The 16,902-nt window shown below is 31.5% G+C and carries 19 protein-coding genes and 4 tRNA genes; 21 read left to right on the forward strand and 2 right to left on the reverse strand.

Annotated features, from left to right (window positions below):
* The 4 genes from AB8B90_RS02050 to AB8B90_RS02065 form a co-directional block, all read left to right on the forward strand.
* The coding region (locus tag AB8B90_RS02050) for a hypothetical protein (protein ID WP_405333152.1) at window positions 1–182 on the forward strand (182 nt) is incomplete at its 5' end.
* Between the two features lie 5 nt (window positions 183–187).
* Complete coding sequence (locus AB8B90_RS02055; RefSeq protein WP_405333154.1) at window positions 188–1,027, forward strand: sterol desaturase family protein; 840 nt, start codon at window positions 188–190, stop codon at window positions 1,025–1,027.
* Between the two features lie 277 nt (window positions 1,028–1,304).
* The gene (locus AB8B90_RS02060) at window positions 1,305–1,955 is read left to right on the forward strand and encodes a hypothetical protein (protein ID WP_405333156.1); all 651 of its coding nucleotides are present in this window, start codon (window positions 1,305–1,307) and stop codon (window positions 1,953–1,955) included.
* A gap of 155 nt (window positions 1,956–2,110) precedes the next feature.
* The gene (locus tag AB8B90_RS02065; protein WP_405333158.1) at window positions 2,111–2,515 is read left to right on the forward strand and encodes a hypothetical protein; all 405 of its coding nucleotides are present in this window, start codon (window positions 2,111–2,113) and stop codon (window positions 2,513–2,515) included.
* 3 nt (window positions 2,516–2,518) lie between these two features.
* On the opposite strand, the gene AB8B90_RS02070 is transcribed toward AB8B90_RS02065, so the two are convergent.
* Complete coding sequence (locus AB8B90_RS02070; RefSeq protein WP_405333159.1) at window positions 2,519–3,745, reverse strand: exo-beta-N-acetylmuramidase NamZ domain-containing protein; 1,227 nt, start codon at window positions 3,743–3,745, stop codon at window positions 2,519–2,521.
* Between the two features lie 20 nt (window positions 3,746–3,765).
* On the opposite strand from AB8B90_RS02070, the gene AB8B90_RS02075 reads away from it, so the two are divergent.
* Entirely contained in the window at window positions 3,766–5,004 is a 1,239-nt protein-coding gene (locus AB8B90_RS02075; protein ID WP_405333161.1) for an ABC transporter permease, read from the forward strand.
* 160 nt (window positions 5,005–5,164) lie between these two features.
* The gene (locus tag AB8B90_RS02080) at window positions 5,165–6,145 is read left to right on the forward strand and encodes a PLP-dependent cysteine synthase family protein (RefSeq protein ID WP_405333163.1); all 981 of its coding nucleotides are present in this window, start codon (window positions 5,165–5,167) and stop codon (window positions 6,143–6,145) included.
* Between the two features lie 49 nt (window positions 6,146–6,194).
* Here AB8B90_RS02080 and AB8B90_RS02085 read toward each other — a convergent pair whose 3' ends face one another.
* Window positions 6,195–6,677: a CIA30 family protein gene (locus tag AB8B90_RS02085; RefSeq protein ID WP_405333165.1), complete on the reverse strand. Its 483-nt coding sequence runs from the start codon at window positions 6,675–6,677 to the stop codon at window positions 6,195–6,197.
* 129 nt (window positions 6,678–6,806) lie between these two features.
* Between AB8B90_RS02085 and AB8B90_RS02090 the strand changes: the two genes are divergently transcribed.
* The 15 genes from AB8B90_RS02090 to AB8B90_RS02160 form a co-directional block, all read left to right on the forward strand.
* A complete protein-coding gene (locus AB8B90_RS02090; RefSeq protein WP_405333167.1) occupies window positions 6,807–8,078 on the forward strand; it encodes a DUF2851 family protein in 1,272 nt (423 codons plus the stop codon).
* 36 nt (window positions 8,079–8,114) lie between these two features.
* Window positions 8,115–8,342, forward strand: coding sequence for a PspC domain-containing protein (locus tag AB8B90_RS02095; RefSeq protein WP_405333168.1), 228 nt, complete (start codon window positions 8,115–8,117; stop codon window positions 8,340–8,342).
* Between the two features lie 3 nt (window positions 8,343–8,345).
* Window positions 8,346–9,365, forward strand: a complete 1,020-nt coding sequence (locus AB8B90_RS02100; RefSeq protein ID WP_405333170.1) for a potassium channel family protein — start codon at window positions 8,346–8,348, stop codon at window positions 9,363–9,365.
* 96 nt (window positions 9,366–9,461) lie between these two features.
* A complete protein-coding gene (locus tag AB8B90_RS02105) occupies window positions 9,462–11,057 on the forward strand; it encodes an alanine/glycine:cation symporter family protein (RefSeq protein ID WP_405333172.1) in 1,596 nt (531 codons plus the stop codon).
* Window positions 11,058–11,069: 12 nt separating this feature from the next.
* Window positions 11,070–11,954 carry a ComEA family DNA-binding protein gene (locus AB8B90_RS02110; RefSeq protein WP_405333174.1) on the forward strand — a complete coding sequence of 295 codons (885 nt, stop codon included), beginning with the start codon at window positions 11,070–11,072 and terminating at the stop codon, window positions 11,952–11,954.
* A gap of 13 nt (window positions 11,955–11,967) precedes the next feature.
* Entirely contained in the window at window positions 11,968–13,134 is a 1,167-nt protein-coding gene (locus AB8B90_RS02115) for an acyl-CoA dehydrogenase family protein (protein WP_405333176.1), read from the forward strand.
* Between the two features lie 20 nt (window positions 13,135–13,154).
* A complete protein-coding gene (locus tag AB8B90_RS02120) occupies window positions 13,155–14,582 on the forward strand; it encodes a carboxypeptidase-like regulatory domain-containing protein (RefSeq protein ID WP_405333178.1) in 1,428 nt (475 codons plus the stop codon).
* 86 nt (window positions 14,583–14,668) lie between these two features.
* A complete protein-coding gene (gene rpsU, locus AB8B90_RS02125; RefSeq protein ID WP_405333180.1) occupies window positions 14,669–14,863 on the forward strand; it encodes a 30S ribosomal protein S21 in 195 nt (64 codons plus the stop codon).
* Between the two features lie 106 nt (window positions 14,864–14,969).
* Window positions 14,970–15,860: a tyrosine-type recombinase/integrase gene (locus AB8B90_RS02130; RefSeq protein ID WP_405333182.1), complete on the forward strand. Its 891-nt coding sequence runs from the start codon at window positions 14,970–14,972 to the stop codon at window positions 15,858–15,860.
* 28 nt (window positions 15,861–15,888) lie between these two features.
* Window positions 15,889–16,191: a ribosome hibernation-promoting factor, HPF/YfiA family gene (hpf, locus tag AB8B90_RS02135; protein WP_405333184.1), complete on the forward strand. Its 303-nt coding sequence runs from the start codon at window positions 15,889–15,891 to the stop codon at window positions 16,189–16,191.
* 101 nt (window positions 16,192–16,292) lie between these two features.
* Window positions 16,293–16,366 (forward strand) — tRNA-Thr (locus AB8B90_RS02140).
* A gap of 54 nt (window positions 16,367–16,420) precedes the next feature.
* Window positions 16,421–16,502 (forward strand) — tRNA-Tyr (locus tag AB8B90_RS02145).
* A 43-nt stretch (window positions 16,503–16,545) separates the two neighbouring features.
* Window positions 16,546–16,618 (forward strand) — tRNA-Gly (locus tag AB8B90_RS02150).
* 57 nt (window positions 16,619–16,675) lie between these two features.
* A tRNA-Thr gene (locus AB8B90_RS02155) sits at window positions 16,676–16,747 on the forward strand.
* Between the two features lie 59 nt (window positions 16,748–16,806).
* Window positions 16,807–16,902 (forward strand): GTP-binding protein (locus AB8B90_RS02160; protein WP_405333186.1); only part of this gene is annotated, 96 nt, incomplete at its 3' end.

Raw genomic sequence — 16,902 nt, forward strand, 5'->3', positions numbered from 1 at the left:
TACGACAATTAAAAAGAATGGATATAGCTCTCACTGATAATACTAATGATGGACTTGTAGCATTTTTATATTTTGCATCATATGCGCTTCTTAAAGATGAAAATAATGCTAGTGTATGGAGAAGTAAAGTTTCTTTAGTAAATTTGAAAAAGACCAATTTAATTGTCAAAAATAATTCCTAAACACTTTGGAAACGATTATTAATTATTTTGAAACTATTCCTTCTATTCACAGAAGCCTGATTCTGGTTGGTGGACTTACCTTTTTTTGGCTGTTAGAAGGAACACTGCCCTTAGTAAATTTTAAATATAAAAAATGGAAGCATGCTATTCCTAATATCTTTTTTACGTTAACCACAATAATTATAAACTTCGGACTTGCGTTTTTGCTTTTAGAAAGTGCTGATTGGGTAGAAAAGAATCAATTTGGAATCATTAATTGGATACCTCAATTACCACTTTGGGCTTATGCATTACTGGGTGTTCTACTTTTAGACTTTATAGGAGCATATTTAGCGCACTATGTTGAACACAAAGTAAAACCACTGTGGATGGTGCATCTTGTGCATCATACAGATCATAATGTTGATACAACCACAGCAAATAGACATCACCCTTTAGAAAGCATTATTAGATTTTTATTTACACTTGCAGGTGTATATATCGTTGGTGCACCAATTGCTATTGTGTTTTTATACCAATCATTATCTTTGGTTGCCACACAGTTTAGTCATGCAAATATTAAATTACCGACCAAAGTTGATAAGGTCTTGAGTTATATTATTGTATCTCCAAATATGCATAAAGTTCACCATCATTATAAGTTGCCATATACAGATAGTAACTACGGAAATATTTTTTCAATCTGGGATAGGCTTTTCGGAACTTTTATGACATTAGACCCTAAATTAATTGTTTATGGAGTCGATACATTTCCAGATGAAAATTCCAATGGAAAAATTGGAGTACTTCTCAAACAACCTTTTCATAAGTATAGAAAACCCACAACAATAGAGTCGCAAAAATAGAATTAAACAGTGTTTTAAATTCGATTAAGTGTTCATTTTTAGGGTTTTACAGCTTTGTGTTTCGATTTGTTTTTTATGTAAATCGTGCAGTTCATCCTTTTTTTTAATCCTTTTTTTTCATTCATCGACTCTTTTTTGGTGTTCAACCAACTTCTTGTTCATGTAATAATTCTACTCATACATTTGAATATAATTACATAGAAACTCTTTGTGGAGAAATCCCATTTAAAAAGAGATGTTTTTTTAGTTTTTAGTTAACCTTTAAATGACCCCAATCATGAACAAGATTACTATAATTGGTATGCCAATTCACGGCCTTATTGGTCTCGTATTATTTACTTTATTCTTTGGTAGTAATGTTTCTGCTCAAGAAACCTACACTACAATTCGAAAGAATGTAAATCCACTAGCAAAAAATTTAAGTCACGATTTATCTGACACACAAGATTCGTTGCTTTTAGAAAACAAGTTTTTGTTTAAAAGAGTTCGTTTTATTAGTGATAATGCTGAAAAAGTGTTCGATTTTAAACCTGCTGTTAAGAGTGCTAAAATACCTTTAGACGAATTGCCTATTGGTGATTATACAGTTATGTTTTATCAAGCAGGCAAAATCATTGTATTTCAAATTGAAAGAATATTACCATTCGATCCAATGCATGGCTTAGAGTCTGAAGTCGTAGCTGTAAATGATGCAGAAATTATATCAGATGACATTGATGCATTTGATCTTAATGATGCTGATGACGAAAAATTTGATATGAGTGATGCTAATTTTGAAATGGCTATCAATCTAGATCCTGATAATGACATAGAATATTCAATGAAAAGTTATAATATATCAGATATTGGTAGAGATAATGTTCAAACTAGAGCAGATTACAGAAGAAACAATCTAAGACCAAATGGTAAACCTTATAATGATGACTAATTTATAGCATCTATTTGTAAGAAAATACATTTACTTCGGTTTTATTGACCGTTCATAGATTATTTAGTGATTAAAAGATAAAAGAAGTCTAGTTTTAGAGTTCGGGGATTATAATTAAGCTATTAGTTCATTGTTGACGTTAAAAACGTTTGTACATGAAATTAGAACATATTATAATCTTTTTTGTTTTATTAGCTTTTCCTTTTAGACAACTTCAAGCTCAAAATGATTTTGCCATTCTAGAAAAAAATGTCAACATTAGAGCAAAAGGATTAATTCAAAAATTGAATACAACTAAAGATACTCTCATACTAAAGAGTGATTCTATGATTAACAAGGTTTATGCTGTTAATATGAATTACAAAAGAGAAGTCGATCTTAGTGTAAAAAATAAAACGGTAAAGATTCCTCTAAAAAAATTAAGCATTGGCAAACATGTTTTTGTAGCCGTACAATCTCCTGTAAGAATAGTCTTTGTTGTTAAGATATTAAGAGATAATTCTGTTTTATTAGCGATGGAGGATAAAAATAACTTGGCATCTAAAGATGACAAGCCTTAACGATTAGTCGTAAATCAAATATTGTTTTCTTAATTCTTTAAAAGCGTCTAAGTCTTTTTTCCAACTATCTTTAATCTCATTTTCAGAAAGTCCTTGTTCAATTTGTTGTTGTAGAATTTCATTTCCAGCATGGACAGTCCAAGTTGGACCAAAAAATGATATGTTTTTAGGTGTTTTTTTGTAAGCATCTAAAACAAATTTTAGGGTAAAACGATTTAATACAGGTACATTACTTAAATCAATGCCATAACAAACTTCACCTTTAAATCTAGGGTGTTTTGCACCTACATTAGGCTTAGGAATATAGCTGAAATCACTTTTCGGAAAAAATGGAGCACCATAACGTTGCATTTGGTAATTAGTTCCACGACCAACATTTATAGGTGTTCCTCTAAAAATATCTAAACTTGGATACAGGTTTATAGCTTGGTCATTGGGTAAATTCGGAGATGGTTTTATTGGTAAACTATATTGTGTATTATGTGTGTAGTTTTTTAATGAAATTATGGTTAAATCACATTGAATTTCATTACGTAACCATTTCTCTCCATTTATCATTTGAGCATATTCGCCAATAGTCATTCCATACACTAAGGGAACAGGATGCAGACCTACATAACTTTTGTATTTAGTATCTAAGACAGGGCCATCAATATAATGCCCATTTGGATTTGGTCTATCTAAAACAATTAATGGAATATTGTTTTCTGCAGAGGCTTCCATAACATAATGCAGATTTGAAAGGTAAGTGTAAAAACGAACACCAACATCTTGAATATCAAAAATCATAATATCTATTCCATCTAAATGTTCTGGAGTAGGCTTTTTAGTTTTACCATGTAATGATATAATTGGAAGTTTTGTTTTAACATCATAATCATCATTAATATGTTCTCCAGCGTCAGCAGTACCTCTAAAGCCATGCTCTGGGGAAAATATCTTTTTAATATCAATATTAAATTTCAATAATGAGTCTACTAAGTGTGAGTATCCTTTTTCATTGAATACAACACTGGTTTGGTTTGCAACAATACCAACGCGTTTCCCTTGTAATAAAGGAAAATAGGTTTCTGTTTGATTTGCGCCAACAATAATATGTGGAGTGATTTTTTCAGAATTCTTATCTTGAACTTGATGATTGATCTCAAGATTTGAGACAGATTCATCTTTGATTTTTGATCCACAAGAAATCAATAATAAAACAAATAATAAAACAGTATTTTTGAACATCTTAAAATGCATAGATAATTTTGAATTACGAGTTTTTTATAGCTAAACGCATTATTGGTAGTAAAGCGTATAAAAGTAGTGTTTCGGCTCCAATAATAAAAATTGGAATTACAGCCATAGCTGTTGGAATTATAGTGATGCTTATTGCAATTGCAACAGGTTTGGGACTCCAGAAAAAAGTTCGTGAAAAGGTCGTCGCATTTAATGGGCATTTGACGATCGTAAATTACGATAGCAATGTTTCAAATGAATCTGTTATTCCTATATCTTCTGAACAAGACTTTTATCCAGATTTCAATACAATTGAAGGTGTAAAACATATTCAAGCTGTTGCTACTAAATTTGGAGTTATTAGAACTGAAACTGATTTTGAAGGCACTGTTCTTAAAGGAGTGGGTAAATATTATGATTGGTCGTATCTCGAAGAATTTTTAATAGAAGGCAGCTTACCCGATTACAGTAATGATTTAAATAATGACGTTATTATTTCGAGTTATCTAGCCAACCGATTGCAGTTTCAAGTAGGAGATTCGTTTCAAATGGTCTTTGGTAAAGAGCACATTGACGAACTTCCGTTTATAAGACAATTTAAAATTAGTGGTATTTTTAGTTCAGGTTTTCAAGATATCGATAAAACATTTATGTTAGGAGATTTAAGACATGTTCAACGTTTAAATAAATGGAACAAAAATCAAGTTGGTAATTTCGAAGTATTTATAGATGATTACAGCAAACTGATTGAAATGGATACTAAAATTAGAGCTGCAACACCTTCAAATTTAAATACTCAAACGATTGAAGAAAAGTATTACACTACATTTGAATGGATTAAAATTTTCGATAACAATACTTATGGCATCATTGCCATCATGATTATTGTCGCTGGAATCAATATGATAACAGCATTACTTGTACTTATTCTCGAACGAACACAAATGATAGGAATCCTTAAAGCTCTGGGTAGTTCAAATTGGAGTATCAGAAAAGTGTTTCTATATAATGCAACTTACTTAATCTGTTTAGGTTTGTTTTGGGGAAACATTATTGGACTGATTTTGCTTTTTATACAACAGCAATTCAGCATTCTTAAATTTCCAGATCCAGATCAATATTACGTGTCAATCATTCCAGTTCATATAGGTTTAGATTACATTATTCTATTAAATCTTGGGACTTTTTTAGCCTGCTTTTTAATGTTGATGATCCCTTCAATAATCATTACTAAAATCTCTCCAGTAAAAGCCATTCGATTTGAATAATTATGGCGTTCCCTATCAGGTCGCGCTTGCACAAGTCGCTCTTTTTTAAAGGAGCTCCAACAATTGCTTAATCGCTAACGCAATTTTATTTCAACTAAAACACTAAAATCGCTCATAACTTTCTACTTTTAACTTAAATTTGCAACGCAAAATAATAACTATGGATTACGCAGAAAATATATTAGGTACAATAGGGAATACACCCTTAGTTAAATTAAATAAACTTACAGCAGAACTGCCTTGTTTAGTGCTTTCAAAATACGAAACCTTCAATCCTGGAAATTCAGTTAAAGACCGTATGGCTTTAAAAATGATAGAAGACGCAGAAGCCGATGGTCGCTTAAAACCAGGAGGAACAATCATTGAAGGTACTTCAGGAAATACTGGAATGGGATTAGCACTTGCTGCTATCGTAAAAGGCTACAAATGTATTTTTGTAATGGCAGACAAGCAAAGTAAAGAAAAAGTAGACATCATGAGAGCTGTTGGAGCAGAAGTGATTGTGTGTCCTACAGCTGTTGAGCCAGATGATCCACGCAGTTACTATTCAGTTTCAAAACGATTAGGAGAAGAAACACCAAATTCTTGGTATGTAAATCAATATGACAATCCGAGTAATGCTCAAGCGCATTATGAAAGCACAGGACCAGAAATTTGGAAACAAACAGATGGAAAAATAACACATTTCGTTGTTGGTGTTGGAACAGGAGGAACGATTTCTGGTGTCGGAAAATACCTAAAAGAACAGAATCCTAATATTAAAATTTGGGGCGTTGATACTTACGGAAGCGTATTTAAAAAATACCATGAAACAGGAGAGTTTGATGAAAACGAAATTTATCCATACGTAACTGAAGGTATTGGAGAAGATATACTTCCAGAAAATGTAGATTTCTCTATTATCGACGGATTTACAAAAGTAACCGACAAAGATGCTTGTGTATATACACAAAGGTTGGCAAAAGAGGAAGGTATGTTTTTAGGTAATTCTGCAGGATCAGCTATAAAAGGCGTATTGCAATTAAAAGAACATTTTACAAAAGATGATGTGGTTGTCGTTTTATTTCATGATCACGGCAGTCGCTATGTTGGAAAAATGTTTAACAACGATTGGATGAAAGAAATGGGATACTTAGACTAATAATCATCATTACATAATGTTTTAAAAGCCTGAACGATGTTCAGGCTTTTTATTTTAATTCTATCTTATCAATTTGTAAATCAAATTCTTGAGGTTTTTTATTACCAATTAAAAAAGCAATTTCAGAGAGGTAGTTGCCTTCAAAATTAGGTTGGTTTAATTTTCGTCCTCTAAAACTAGGATACATTTCAGAAAAAGGAATTTCTAAGGTCATCCACTCATTGGTGGTTTTAAATTCATAAATGAATGAAGCATAATCTCTAGAGTCCGTTTTTGCTCTAAACTGATATGATTTTCCATCGCCTTTTATTCGTAAAATAAACTTTGAATATTGTTTAATATCTCTTGAAGAAAATCGATGTCTCACTGATGAAAAACCACCATTATTCTCAAGAGACACTGCTCCCGAAAATTGACCGTGTCCATCTTTATTTAATTTGAAATTACCACTGGAACGTCCACCCATAACAACGTCATCTAATATATACCAGTCATCAGAATTACTATTTGAAGAAAAATCGTATAAGGTCATTGATTTAAAACTTATCAGAATTAATAAAAAGATAAAGAATCGCATTTTTTATTTGAAAATACAAAATCAACGATGTAGGTCATCTAAATGAAAGGTTAATTTTTTTGAAATAATTGATTACATTTGAAAATGAGAGAAAATTTTCTACACTATATATGGAAATTTAAAAAATTTGATACAAGGCAGTTAAAAACTACAATGAATCAGCCTATTAATTTAGTTTCAATAGGAACTCATAATTTTAATTCAGGACCAGATTTTTTTAACGCACAACTCAAAATAGAAGATCAGCTTTGGGCTGGTAATGTAGAAATTCATATTAAATCTAGCGACTGGTATGTGCATCATCATGAGCAAGATAAAGCATATGATAATGTTATTTTACATGTGGTTTATGAACATGATACAGACATTTTTAGAAAGGATAATTCAATAATACCAACATTAGAACTTAAGCATTATATCCATGATGAAGTCATACAAAAATATAAGAAACTGTTCTCAAAAACATCAAAATGGATTAATTGTGAACATGATTTTGCTTATACTGATAACTTCATTTTGCATCATTGGTTAGAACGTCTATATGTTGAACGTTTAGAACGAAAATCTAGAGGAATTCAAGACCTACTAAAAGCATCTAAAAACAATTGGGAGGCAGTTTTGTTTAAAATGTTGGCGAAAAATTTCGGACTCACAGTTAATTCAGATGCTTTTTTTGGTTTGGCAAATTCAATAACATTTTCAATCATTCAAAAATCTAAATCAAATCTATTAGCTTTAGAAGCTTTGCTATTCGGTCAAGCAGGATTATTAGAATCAGAAATAGAAGATGCTTATTATCAAAGTTTAAAAAAAGAGTACGTATTTCTAAGACAAAAATTTCAGTTACTTAATGCGCATATTGTTCCGCTCCAATTTTTCAGATTACGGCCTCGAAATTTTCCAACGATTCGTCTATCACAATTGGCAAATGTCTACCATAAAGAACAGCATTTGTTTTCTGAAATTATTGAATGCAATACCGTAGAAGGATTTTATGAGCTCTTTAATGTAACTACATCTGAGTATTGGAATACGCATTTTACCTTTCATAAAACGTCAAAAAAAAGTGATAAACGATTAACTAAATCATTTATTGATTTATTGTTAATCAATACGATAATACCTTTAAAATTTTGTTATGCAAAGCAAACGGGAACTGATGTCAATAATCTAATTATACCAATGGTGAGATTTCTTGATTCTGAGAAGAATTCAATAATCAAAGGCTTTAATAATATCAAGAAAGTTTCAAAATCTGCATTAGAATCTCAGGCACTTGTTCAATTGAAAACAGAATATTGTGATAAACATCAATGTTTAAAATGCGCTATTGGCAACTCACTTTTAAACAAATAAACTTTTAATGTTTTAAACTAAAGACTAAATTGCAGTATGAAATTTTTCTATAAAATGCTTTACTATTTTCAAAAAAGAGGCTACTACGTATGTCAGCGTATTGCAGATCGTCTAGGAATAAGAGCAAAAGTTGTACGTACATCGTTTATGTACCTTACATTTGTGACCTTAGGATTTGGTTTTGCTTTATATTTATTTTTTGCGTTTTGGATAAAAATTAAAGACATAGTCTACACCAAAAGATCTTCAGTATTTGATTTATAACATATGAATCCACTAATAAAGTTTTTTAGAACCAAGATTTATACTGCCGTGTTTTTACTAACACTGCTTCTGGCAATTGGAGTTATTGGATTCAAAATTATGTCAGACTATTCCTGGGTTGATGCGCTTTATATGACTGTAATTACAATTACAACTGTAGGCTTTGGAGAAGTCCAACCTTTAGATGACAATGCAAAAATATTTACCATTTTTTTAATTTTAGCTAGTGTCATAATTTTAGGTTACGCCATAACTGTAATTACAGAATATATTTTAAGTAAAAATGATTTGGAAGAATTAAAACATAAAGAGATGCAAAAGAAAATAGAAGGCTTCAAAAACCATATCATCATATGTGGTTTTGGTAGAAACGGAAAACAAGCAGCACGAAAACTTAATGCATACAATAAACCTTTTGTGATTATAGAAAAGGACAAAGAGATTATTGAAAAACACCAAGACGAAGACTTGGCATTTGTTTTTGGAAATGCAAATGAAGATGATACTTTGATAGAAGCTGGAGTAGAGCGTGCAAGTACTTTAATTTCAGCATTACCTAACGATGCAGATAATTTGTTTGTGGTACTTTCTGCTAGGCAAATAAACAAAAGCATGAGCATCATTAGTAGAGCTTCTCAAGAAACATCTTATGATAAGCTTAAGTTAGCTGGTGCCAATAATGTGATTTTGCCAGACCGAATTGGAGGTGATCATATGGCATCTCTTGTAGTAGTTCCCGATTTGGTGGAATTTATTGATAATTTAGGTATTGTTGGAGAACAAAATATAAATATTGAGGAAGTTATTGTTGATAAGCTATACAATACTAGTGAAGTCAAAACAATTAAGGATTTAGATCTGAGAAGGAAAACTGGTTGTACGGTTATTGGTTTTAAAGATGGTAAAGGAGAATACCTTGTTAACCCTGAAGCAGATACGCATTTAATATCAGGTTCTAAAATAATTGTTTTAGGACGTCCAGAGCAAATTCATAAACTAAATTCCTTGTACGATATCAAATAGAGTACAGCTCATTTTAACAAGGGATGCTTTATAAAATCATTTTTTTTTAGCATCTTGTAATCCTTATAAAACTAACTAATTAAAATTATTCTTAACATGAAGAAATATCTTCTTTCTATTTTTGCACTAATATTACCGCTGTTAACAATTGCTCAAGAAGCCCAAGAAGTAGGTATTGATCAAAAAATTGATCAAGCTTTTGGAGATGCTACAGGTTGGTTTGTAGGTTTTATATTTTATCAAATTGATTTTGGTGGTGGTGTAAAAGTGTTTTGGGTTCTATTTCCTCTAATTTTAGGAGCACTTTATTTTACATTCTATTTTAAGTTTATAAATTTTAGAGGTTTCTTTACTTCTATTAATATTGTGAGAGGTAAATACGATGATATTGATCATCATGAGTCACTTGTTGGAGCTGGAGATTCAACTCCAGGAGGCGATAATATTGAAACAATTGCTATTGAAGGTGCTGAGGGAGAAGTGTCTCATTTTCAAGCTTTAACAGCGGCTTTGTCAGCAACAGTTGGTCTAGGTAATATTGCTGGTGTTGCTATCGCTGTATCCATTGGAGGAGCTGGAGCAACGTTTTGGATGATAGTAGCAGGTTTGCTTGGTATGGCATCTAAATTTGTTGAATGTACATTAGGTGTAAAATATAGAGATGTTAACGAAGATGGTACAGTCTACGGTGGACCAATGTATTATTTAACAAAAGGATTAAAATCTAAAGGTCTTGCAGGTCTAGGAAAAGTATTAGCCGTATTATTTGCCATATTTGTAATTGGTGGATCTCTAGGAGGTGGTAACATGTTCCAAGTCAATCAAGCATTTCAACTAGTTGAAAATATTACTGGAGGAACTGAATCTTTCTTGCATGGTAATGGTTGGGCATTCGGTTTAGTAATGGCAATACTTGTTGGTATTGTTATTATTGGTGGTATTAAGTCCATTGCAAAAGTGACTGATAAAATAGTGCCTTTTATGGTAGTGGTTTATGTTGCAGCATCCTTGTTTGTGATATTTGCAAATTATAATATGATTGGCGACGCTTTTATGCAAATCTTTAATGGCGCATTTAGCCCAGAAGGTGTTGCTGGTGGAGCAATTGGTGTTTTAGTTCAAGGATTTAGAAGAGCAGCATTCTCTAACGAAGCAGGTATTGGTTCGGCTTCTATTGCGCATTCAGCCGTAAAAACAAAATATGCTGCAAGTGAAGGAATGGTTGCTTTATTAGAGCCTTTTATTGATACAGTTTTAGTTTGTACGATGACAGCATTAGTATTAATAATTACAGGAAATGTTACTGCAGCTAATGGATCATTGAATGATGCTGAAGCTATTTTATTAACTTCAGGAGCATTTGAATCTGTGATTTCATGGTTCCCTTATGTGTTAACTGTAGCTGTTGTTCTATTTGCTTTTAGTTCGATGATTTCTTGGTCTTATTATGGATTCCAAGGATGGACTTACCTATTCGGAAGATCAAAGAAAATGGAGTATACTTATAAAATTATTTTCTGTTTATTTGTTATTGTTGGTGCTGCTGCTAGTTTAGGCTCTGTGATTGGTTTTTCAGATGCTATGATATTTGCTATGATGGTTCCAAATATGATTGGTTTAGTGATTTTGGCACCAAAAGTTCGAGACGAATTAAACAAATACATGAAAGCTATAAAAGAGCGTACCTCATAAAAAATAAAAAAAATGAAACATATTAAATCTCACTTCACGTTTACGAAACAACAACGAAGTGGGATTTTTGTATTATTACTACTGATTTTAATTTTACAATGTGTTTACTTTTTTGTCGATTTTTCTTCCGAAGAATTTCAGGTTAATCAACATGATTTAGTGCAATTTCGAGCTGAAATAGATTCATTAAAGCAAATTAAAACACAAAACAATAAGCCGAAAGTATATCCATTCAATCCAAATTTTATAACAGATTATAAAGGATACACACTCGGAATGAGTTCAGAAGAGATTGATAGATTGCATGCGTTTAGAAAGCAAAATAAATGGATTAATTCTATAAAAGATTTTCAAAGGATAACTTTAGTTTCAGATTCATTACTGCTAAAGATTTCTCCTTACTTCAAATTTCCAGATTGGGTATTAAATCCCAAACCAAAGACACAATATTCTTATTCAAAAAATAAAAGCCCTAAGACATTTGATCAAAAATTAAATTTAAATACTGCTACAGCAGAGCAATTAAAAAAAATAAATGGAATCGGTGATAAACTTTCTGAACGTATCGTAGCTTACAGAAAAAAAATTGGTGGAAATTTTATCGCAGATGTTCAACTTCAGGATGTCTACGGATTATCTCCTGAAGTTGTTAAACGAACGCTTAATGAATTTACTGTAAAAAATACGAAACCAATACAAACGCTCGATCTAAATACGGCAACTATCAATGAGTTGGTGACAATTCAATACATCGATTATGAAATTGCTCACAATATTATTGAAGAGCGTACACTAAGAGAAGGCTTTAAATCCTTAGATCAATTAACAAAAGTTAAAGATTTTCCTGTCAAAAAAATTGATATAATTAAGTTATATTTGACACTCAATTTAGAATAAAAAAAACATCAATATGAATAGTAGGTACTTCACTGAAGAACACGAATTGTTTAGACAAAGTTTAAAAGATTTTTTGCAAAAAGAAGTGGTTCCTCACATCGAAAAATGGGAAGAAACAGGTCACATAGAACGCTTTGTTTGGGAGAAATTTGGTGAAATGGGTTTCTTTGGGATAGCATATCCTGAAGAATACGGAGGAATGAACTTAGATTTATTTTATACTGTAATTCTACTTGAAGAACTTCAAAAAGTAAATTCAGGAGGATTTGCGGCAGCCATTTGGGCGCATACTTATCTAGCTATGACTCACGTTAACAAAGAAGGTGATCACGCTATTAAACAAAAATATTTAGCACCTAGTATTACTGGTGAAAAAATAGGATGCCTTTGTATTACTGAACCTTTCGGTGGAAGTGATGTAGCAGGAATGAGAACAACTGCTGTGAAAAAAGATGACACCTATGTCATTAACGGGTCTAAAACATTCATAACTAATGGTGTTTATAGTGACTATTTAGTCGTGGCAGCCAAAACAAATCCTGAGCTAGGAAATAAGGGTATAAGTATTTTTATTATGGATAGAGATACACCAGGAATTTCTGCAACCAAATTGGATAAGTTGGGTTGGAGAGCTTCAGATACTGGTGAAATAGCTTTCGATAATGTTGTGATTCCAGCATCAAACTTAATGGGAGAGGAGAACAAAGGATTTCCTTATATCATGCAACATTTTGCTTTAGAGCGTTTAATTATGGGAATTAATGCACATGCTAGAGCTGAATTTGCATTAGAATATACATTAAAATACATGGGTGAGCGTGAAGCCTTCGGAAGAACGATTGATAAATTTCAAGCACTTCGTCATAAAATAGCAGATCGTTATACAGAAATGGAAATCTGTAAAGAATTCAATTATTCTGTAGCGAGTAGGTTAGACCAAGGAGAATATGTTGTGAAAGAGGCAACGATGTCTAAACTTCAGTGCACAAAAATGTCAGATGAGGTCATGTATGACTGTCTGCAATTTTTAGGAGGTTATGGTTACATGGAAGAATATCCTTTAGCAAGATTGCTTCGCGATAGTAGGTTGGGTCCAATTGGAGGAGGTACTTCTGAGATATTACGTGAGATCATTGCTAAAATGATAATTGATAAAAAAGATTACAAGCCCGCTACATAATCGTCTTACAACAGAATTAAATGAAACTTTTATCAAAACAACAACTGCTGTTTTACTGCCTATTTATAGTGAGTGTACTTTCTTATTCTCAAACCGAACTTAAGAACAAGGTTGTGGATTTCACTACCTTATTACCAATTGAAAGTGCTAGTATTTATATTAAGAATACAACAATTGGAACTGTAAGTAATCAAGATGGAAAGTTTGTATTGCAAGTTTCTAAAGAGTTAGAATTTGATACACTCATTATTTCTTCAATTGGTTATAAAAGTTTTAAAATACCAGTTAATGAATTCGATAATTCTGAAGAGATTTATCTTGAAGAAGATATTGCTGCTTTAGATGAAATTATACTAGTGGCGGAAACTCGTCCTAAAACTGGGAATGATATTATTTTAAAAGCGATTGAAAAATTACCTGAAAACCTTCCAGACTCTGCTTATATTCAAAAAGGGTTTCTTAGACATAAAGAGCGTAATGCAAAAGAGTTTAAGTGGCTAATAGAAAGCGCTATTACGGTTTATGATTCTGGATATTCAGTCACTTCAAAAGATCATCTAAAAATTAATGTAGATCAGGTTAGAAAAAGTTATGATCTTCGAGATGTTGATAGTATCTTTTCTTACTATTCTTATCTAAAACGTTATGAGAATAATAGAAAACTAAAAGCTAAAAATTTAAAAAGAGACACTATAAAAACATCTTCTTTAGTTAAAGCCATCAAATGGAACGATACTAGAGTTAACGGATTAGAAAACCTGTTTAAAGGAAAGTTAAACTTAATAAGAAATTCTAAATCTGTTAAGGCACTCTTTGGTCAGAATATTTTAGAAAAACACCAATTTAAATTAGATACTATTCTAGTAGATAATGATCGCAAAATTTATAAAATCCAAATTACAGATAGTAAAGATTATGTGAATTTGGAAACTAAAGGAATATTTAATGGTGGCTATCATGCTAAAGGTTGGGTTTATATTTACTGGGATAATTATGCAATCAAAAAAATCGAATACGAACTTATAGCTGCATCAGATGCGCAAAAGATCAGGAGTAAGACCCTGTTTGGAACGCAAACAAATCATAAATTAGTTATGAGTTACATGGAGTACAATGATAAAATGTACCCAAGTTACATTTATTATGAGACACCTAAGTTGGTTAATGTTGGTTTGAAGACTGATGAAAAGTTATCCGAAGAAGAGAAGTCAAGATATTATAATGAAGAACGTTTTTATTATACAGTTCAGGAAATTTTATTTTCAGATATTATTGAAGATGATCAAATTATTGCTGAAGCTTTACAAAAAGATTGGGATGCAGATATATTTTCTCCTAAACCTTATGATAAATCTTTCTGGAAAAACTACAATATTATATTAGAGAGTGAAGAAGATGAACAGCTCATAAAAGACTTGAGTAAACGAGCATCTTTGTTTAAACAATAAATAAAATTATTTTTTGTTTTGAAATCTTAATTTCATTCCTATATTTGCACCCTTAAAAATTCTAAAAGAGAGGAGGTTAAGACACTATGTTAAGAATACCAGTTAAAGAAGGAGAAAATATAGAAAGAGCGTTAAAACGTTATAAACGTAAGTTTGTAAAAACGACGGTTAAAAACCAATTGCAAGAGCGCAAACAATTCACAAAACCTTCAGTTGCAAGAAGAGCACAAGTACAAAAAGCACAGTATGTTCAAGGTCTGAAAGATCAAGAAAACATTTAATTATGCTTAAATAATAGTAAATCCCATTAGTAATAATGGGATTTTTTGTTTTTAGTAAGATTGTTATTAAAACTTTGTATTTTAGTAGTCACTTAAATGTCTTTAAATGTCATTACAATCATTCTCAGATTATTTATTGCTTGAAAAGAACTATTCTCAGTTAACACTTAAAGCATATCTTAAAGATATTTCAGATTTTTCAGATTACATCCATTCTGAGTACAATTCTAAATCAATAACCAATGCAAATTATCAACAAATTCGAAGTTGGATAATAATTTTAGTTGATAAAGGAATTTCAAACCGAAGTATTAATAGAAAAATATCGTCTCTAAATTCGTATTATAAATTCCTGCTTAAAATAGAAGAAATAGATATAAATCCTCTTACGAAACACAAGGCATTAAAAACAAGTAAAAAGATTCAGGTCCCTTTTTCTGAACAAGAAATTCAAACAGTACTTCAAGAGTTAAATTTTGCTACAGATTATGAGGGTTTAAGAAATCGATTAATTATTGAACTTTTTTATGCCACAGGTATTAGACGAATAGAGTTAGTGCAATTAAGGCTTAATGATTTAGATATTGCGAATAAAACTTTAAAGGTATTAGGTAAAAGAAACAAAGAACGATATATACCCTTAATACCATCTGTAATAGATACATTTAAATCTTATATAATTACTAGAGCGGAACTAAAACTAATTCAAGACCCATCTTATTTGTTTTTAACAAAAAAAGGGGTTAAAATTTATGAAACGCTTGTTTACAGAATTATAAATGATTACTTTAGTCTAGCATCAACAAAGGTAAAACGTAGTCCGCATATTTTGAGGCACTCATTTGCGACTCATTTACTCAATCAAGGTGCTAATCTAAATGCTGTTAAAGAACTTCTTGGTCATTCGAGTTTAGCAGCAACTCAAGTATATACTCATAATAGTATTGCTGAATTGAAAAATGTGTACTCAAAAACACATCCAAGAAGTAAAAAATAATATTGTCTAATCTATTAAAAGACTGAATATGAAGGTAAACACACAATCCGTAAATTTTAACGCAGACCAAAAACTTATTGATTTCATTCAAAAGCGAATGGATAAATTAGAAATGTTTTATGATAAAGTCATAGATACAGATGTGTATTTAAAAGTTGAAAACACAAGTGATAAAGAAAATAAAATATTTGAAGCTAGAGTAAATGTTCCAGGAGATAGTTTCGTTGTAAAGAAGCAATGCAAAACTTTTGAAGAGGGAACAGATAGTGCAGTTTCATCGCTTGAAAGACAATTAAAAAAGCGAAAAGAAAAATTAAGAACACATATGTAATAAAATTTTTCAAAAAATGTTTTGAATAAATAAATAAATCTTTACATTTGCAGTCCGTTAGAAATAGCGGGCTTTTTTTATAACTATAAAGTTATGCAAAAGCCGATGTAGCTCAGCTGGCTAGAGCAGCTGATTTGTAATCAGCAGGTCGTGGGTTCGAGTCCCTCCATCGGCTCTAAAAAAGTCTAAAATTATTAAACAATAATTTTAGTAAAAGTTCTTTAAAATTGGGGAGATACTCAAGCGGCCAACGAGGGCAGACTGTAAATCTGCTGACTACGTCTTCGCAGGTTCGAATCCTGCTCTCCCCACAATTTATTTAAACCATCAGTTGGTAAATCAGCTGTAAATAATGCGAGAGTAGCTCAGTTGGTAGAGCGTCAGCCTTCCAAGCTGAATGTCGCCGGTTCGAACCCGGTCTCTCGCTCTAAAATTCTGCGAAGGCAGAAATCTCATTAATAAAATGAGGAAGAAAACACTTTACGCCGGTGTAGCTCAGGGGTAGAGCGTTTCCTTGGTAAGGAAGAGGTCACGAGTTCAAATCTCGTCATTGGCTCTTTTTTTATTATTGAATTAAATTGAACACTAATATAAATAAGATTAAATAAATTAAACATGGCAAAGGCAACTTTCGATCGTTCAAAACCACACCTTAACATAGGTACTATTGGACACGTAGATCACGGTAAAACAACTTTAACTGCTGCTATT

Origin of the sequence: Psychroserpens sp., from assembly GCF_045105015.1 — a bacterium.
Classification (GTDB): domain Bacteria; phylum Bacteroidota; class Bacteroidia; order Flavobacteriales; family Flavobacteriaceae; genus Psychroserpens.

Coding starts and splice junctions, on each gene's coding strand:
- AB8B90_RS02060 (WP_405333156.1), top strand. CDS start 1,305: ATGAACAAGATTACTATAATTGGTATGCCAATTCACGGCCTTATTGGT.
- AB8B90_RS02065 (WP_405333158.1), top strand. CDS start 2,111: ATGAAATTAGAACATATTATAATCTTTTTTGTTTTATTAGCTTTTCCT.
- AB8B90_RS02070 (WP_405333159.1), bottom strand. CDS start 3,745: ATGTTCAAAAATACTGTTTTATTATTTGTTTTATTATTGATTTCTTGT.
- AB8B90_RS02080 (WP_405333163.1), top strand. CDS start 5,165: ATGGATTACGCAGAAAATATATTAGGTACAATAGGGAATACACCCTTA.
- AB8B90_RS02085 (WP_405333165.1), bottom strand. CDS start 6,677: ATGACCTTATACGATTTTTCTTCAAATAGTAATTCTGATGACTGGTAT.
- AB8B90_RS02090 (WP_405333167.1), top strand. CDS start 6,807: ATGAGAGAAAATTTTCTACACTATATATGGAAATTTAAAAAATTTGAT.
- AB8B90_RS02095 (WP_405333168.1), top strand. CDS start 8,115: ATGAAATTTTTCTATAAAATGCTTTACTATTTTCAAAAAAGAGGCTAC.
- AB8B90_RS02100 (WP_405333170.1), top strand. CDS start 8,346: ATGAATCCACTAATAAAGTTTTTTAGAACCAAGATTTATACTGCCGTG.
- AB8B90_RS02105 (WP_405333172.1), top strand. CDS start 9,462: ATGAAGAAATATCTTCTTTCTATTTTTGCACTAATATTACCGCTGTTA.
- AB8B90_RS02110 (WP_405333174.1), top strand. CDS start 11,070: ATGAAACATATTAAATCTCACTTCACGTTTACGAAACAACAACGAAGT.
- AB8B90_RS02115 (WP_405333176.1), top strand. CDS start 11,968: ATGAATAGTAGGTACTTCACTGAAGAACACGAATTGTTTAGACAAAGT.
- AB8B90_RS02120 (WP_405333178.1), top strand. CDS start 13,155: ATGAAACTTTTATCAAAACAACAACTGCTGTTTTACTGCCTATTTATA.
- rpsU (WP_405333180.1), top strand. CDS start 14,669: ATGTTAAGAATACCAGTTAAAGAAGGAGAAAATATAGAAAGAGCGTTA.
- AB8B90_RS02130 (WP_405333182.1), top strand. CDS start 14,970: ATGTCATTACAATCATTCTCAGATTATTTATTGCTTGAAAAGAACTAT.
- hpf (WP_405333184.1), top strand. CDS start 15,889: ATGAAGGTAAACACACAATCCGTAAATTTTAACGCAGACCAAAAACTT.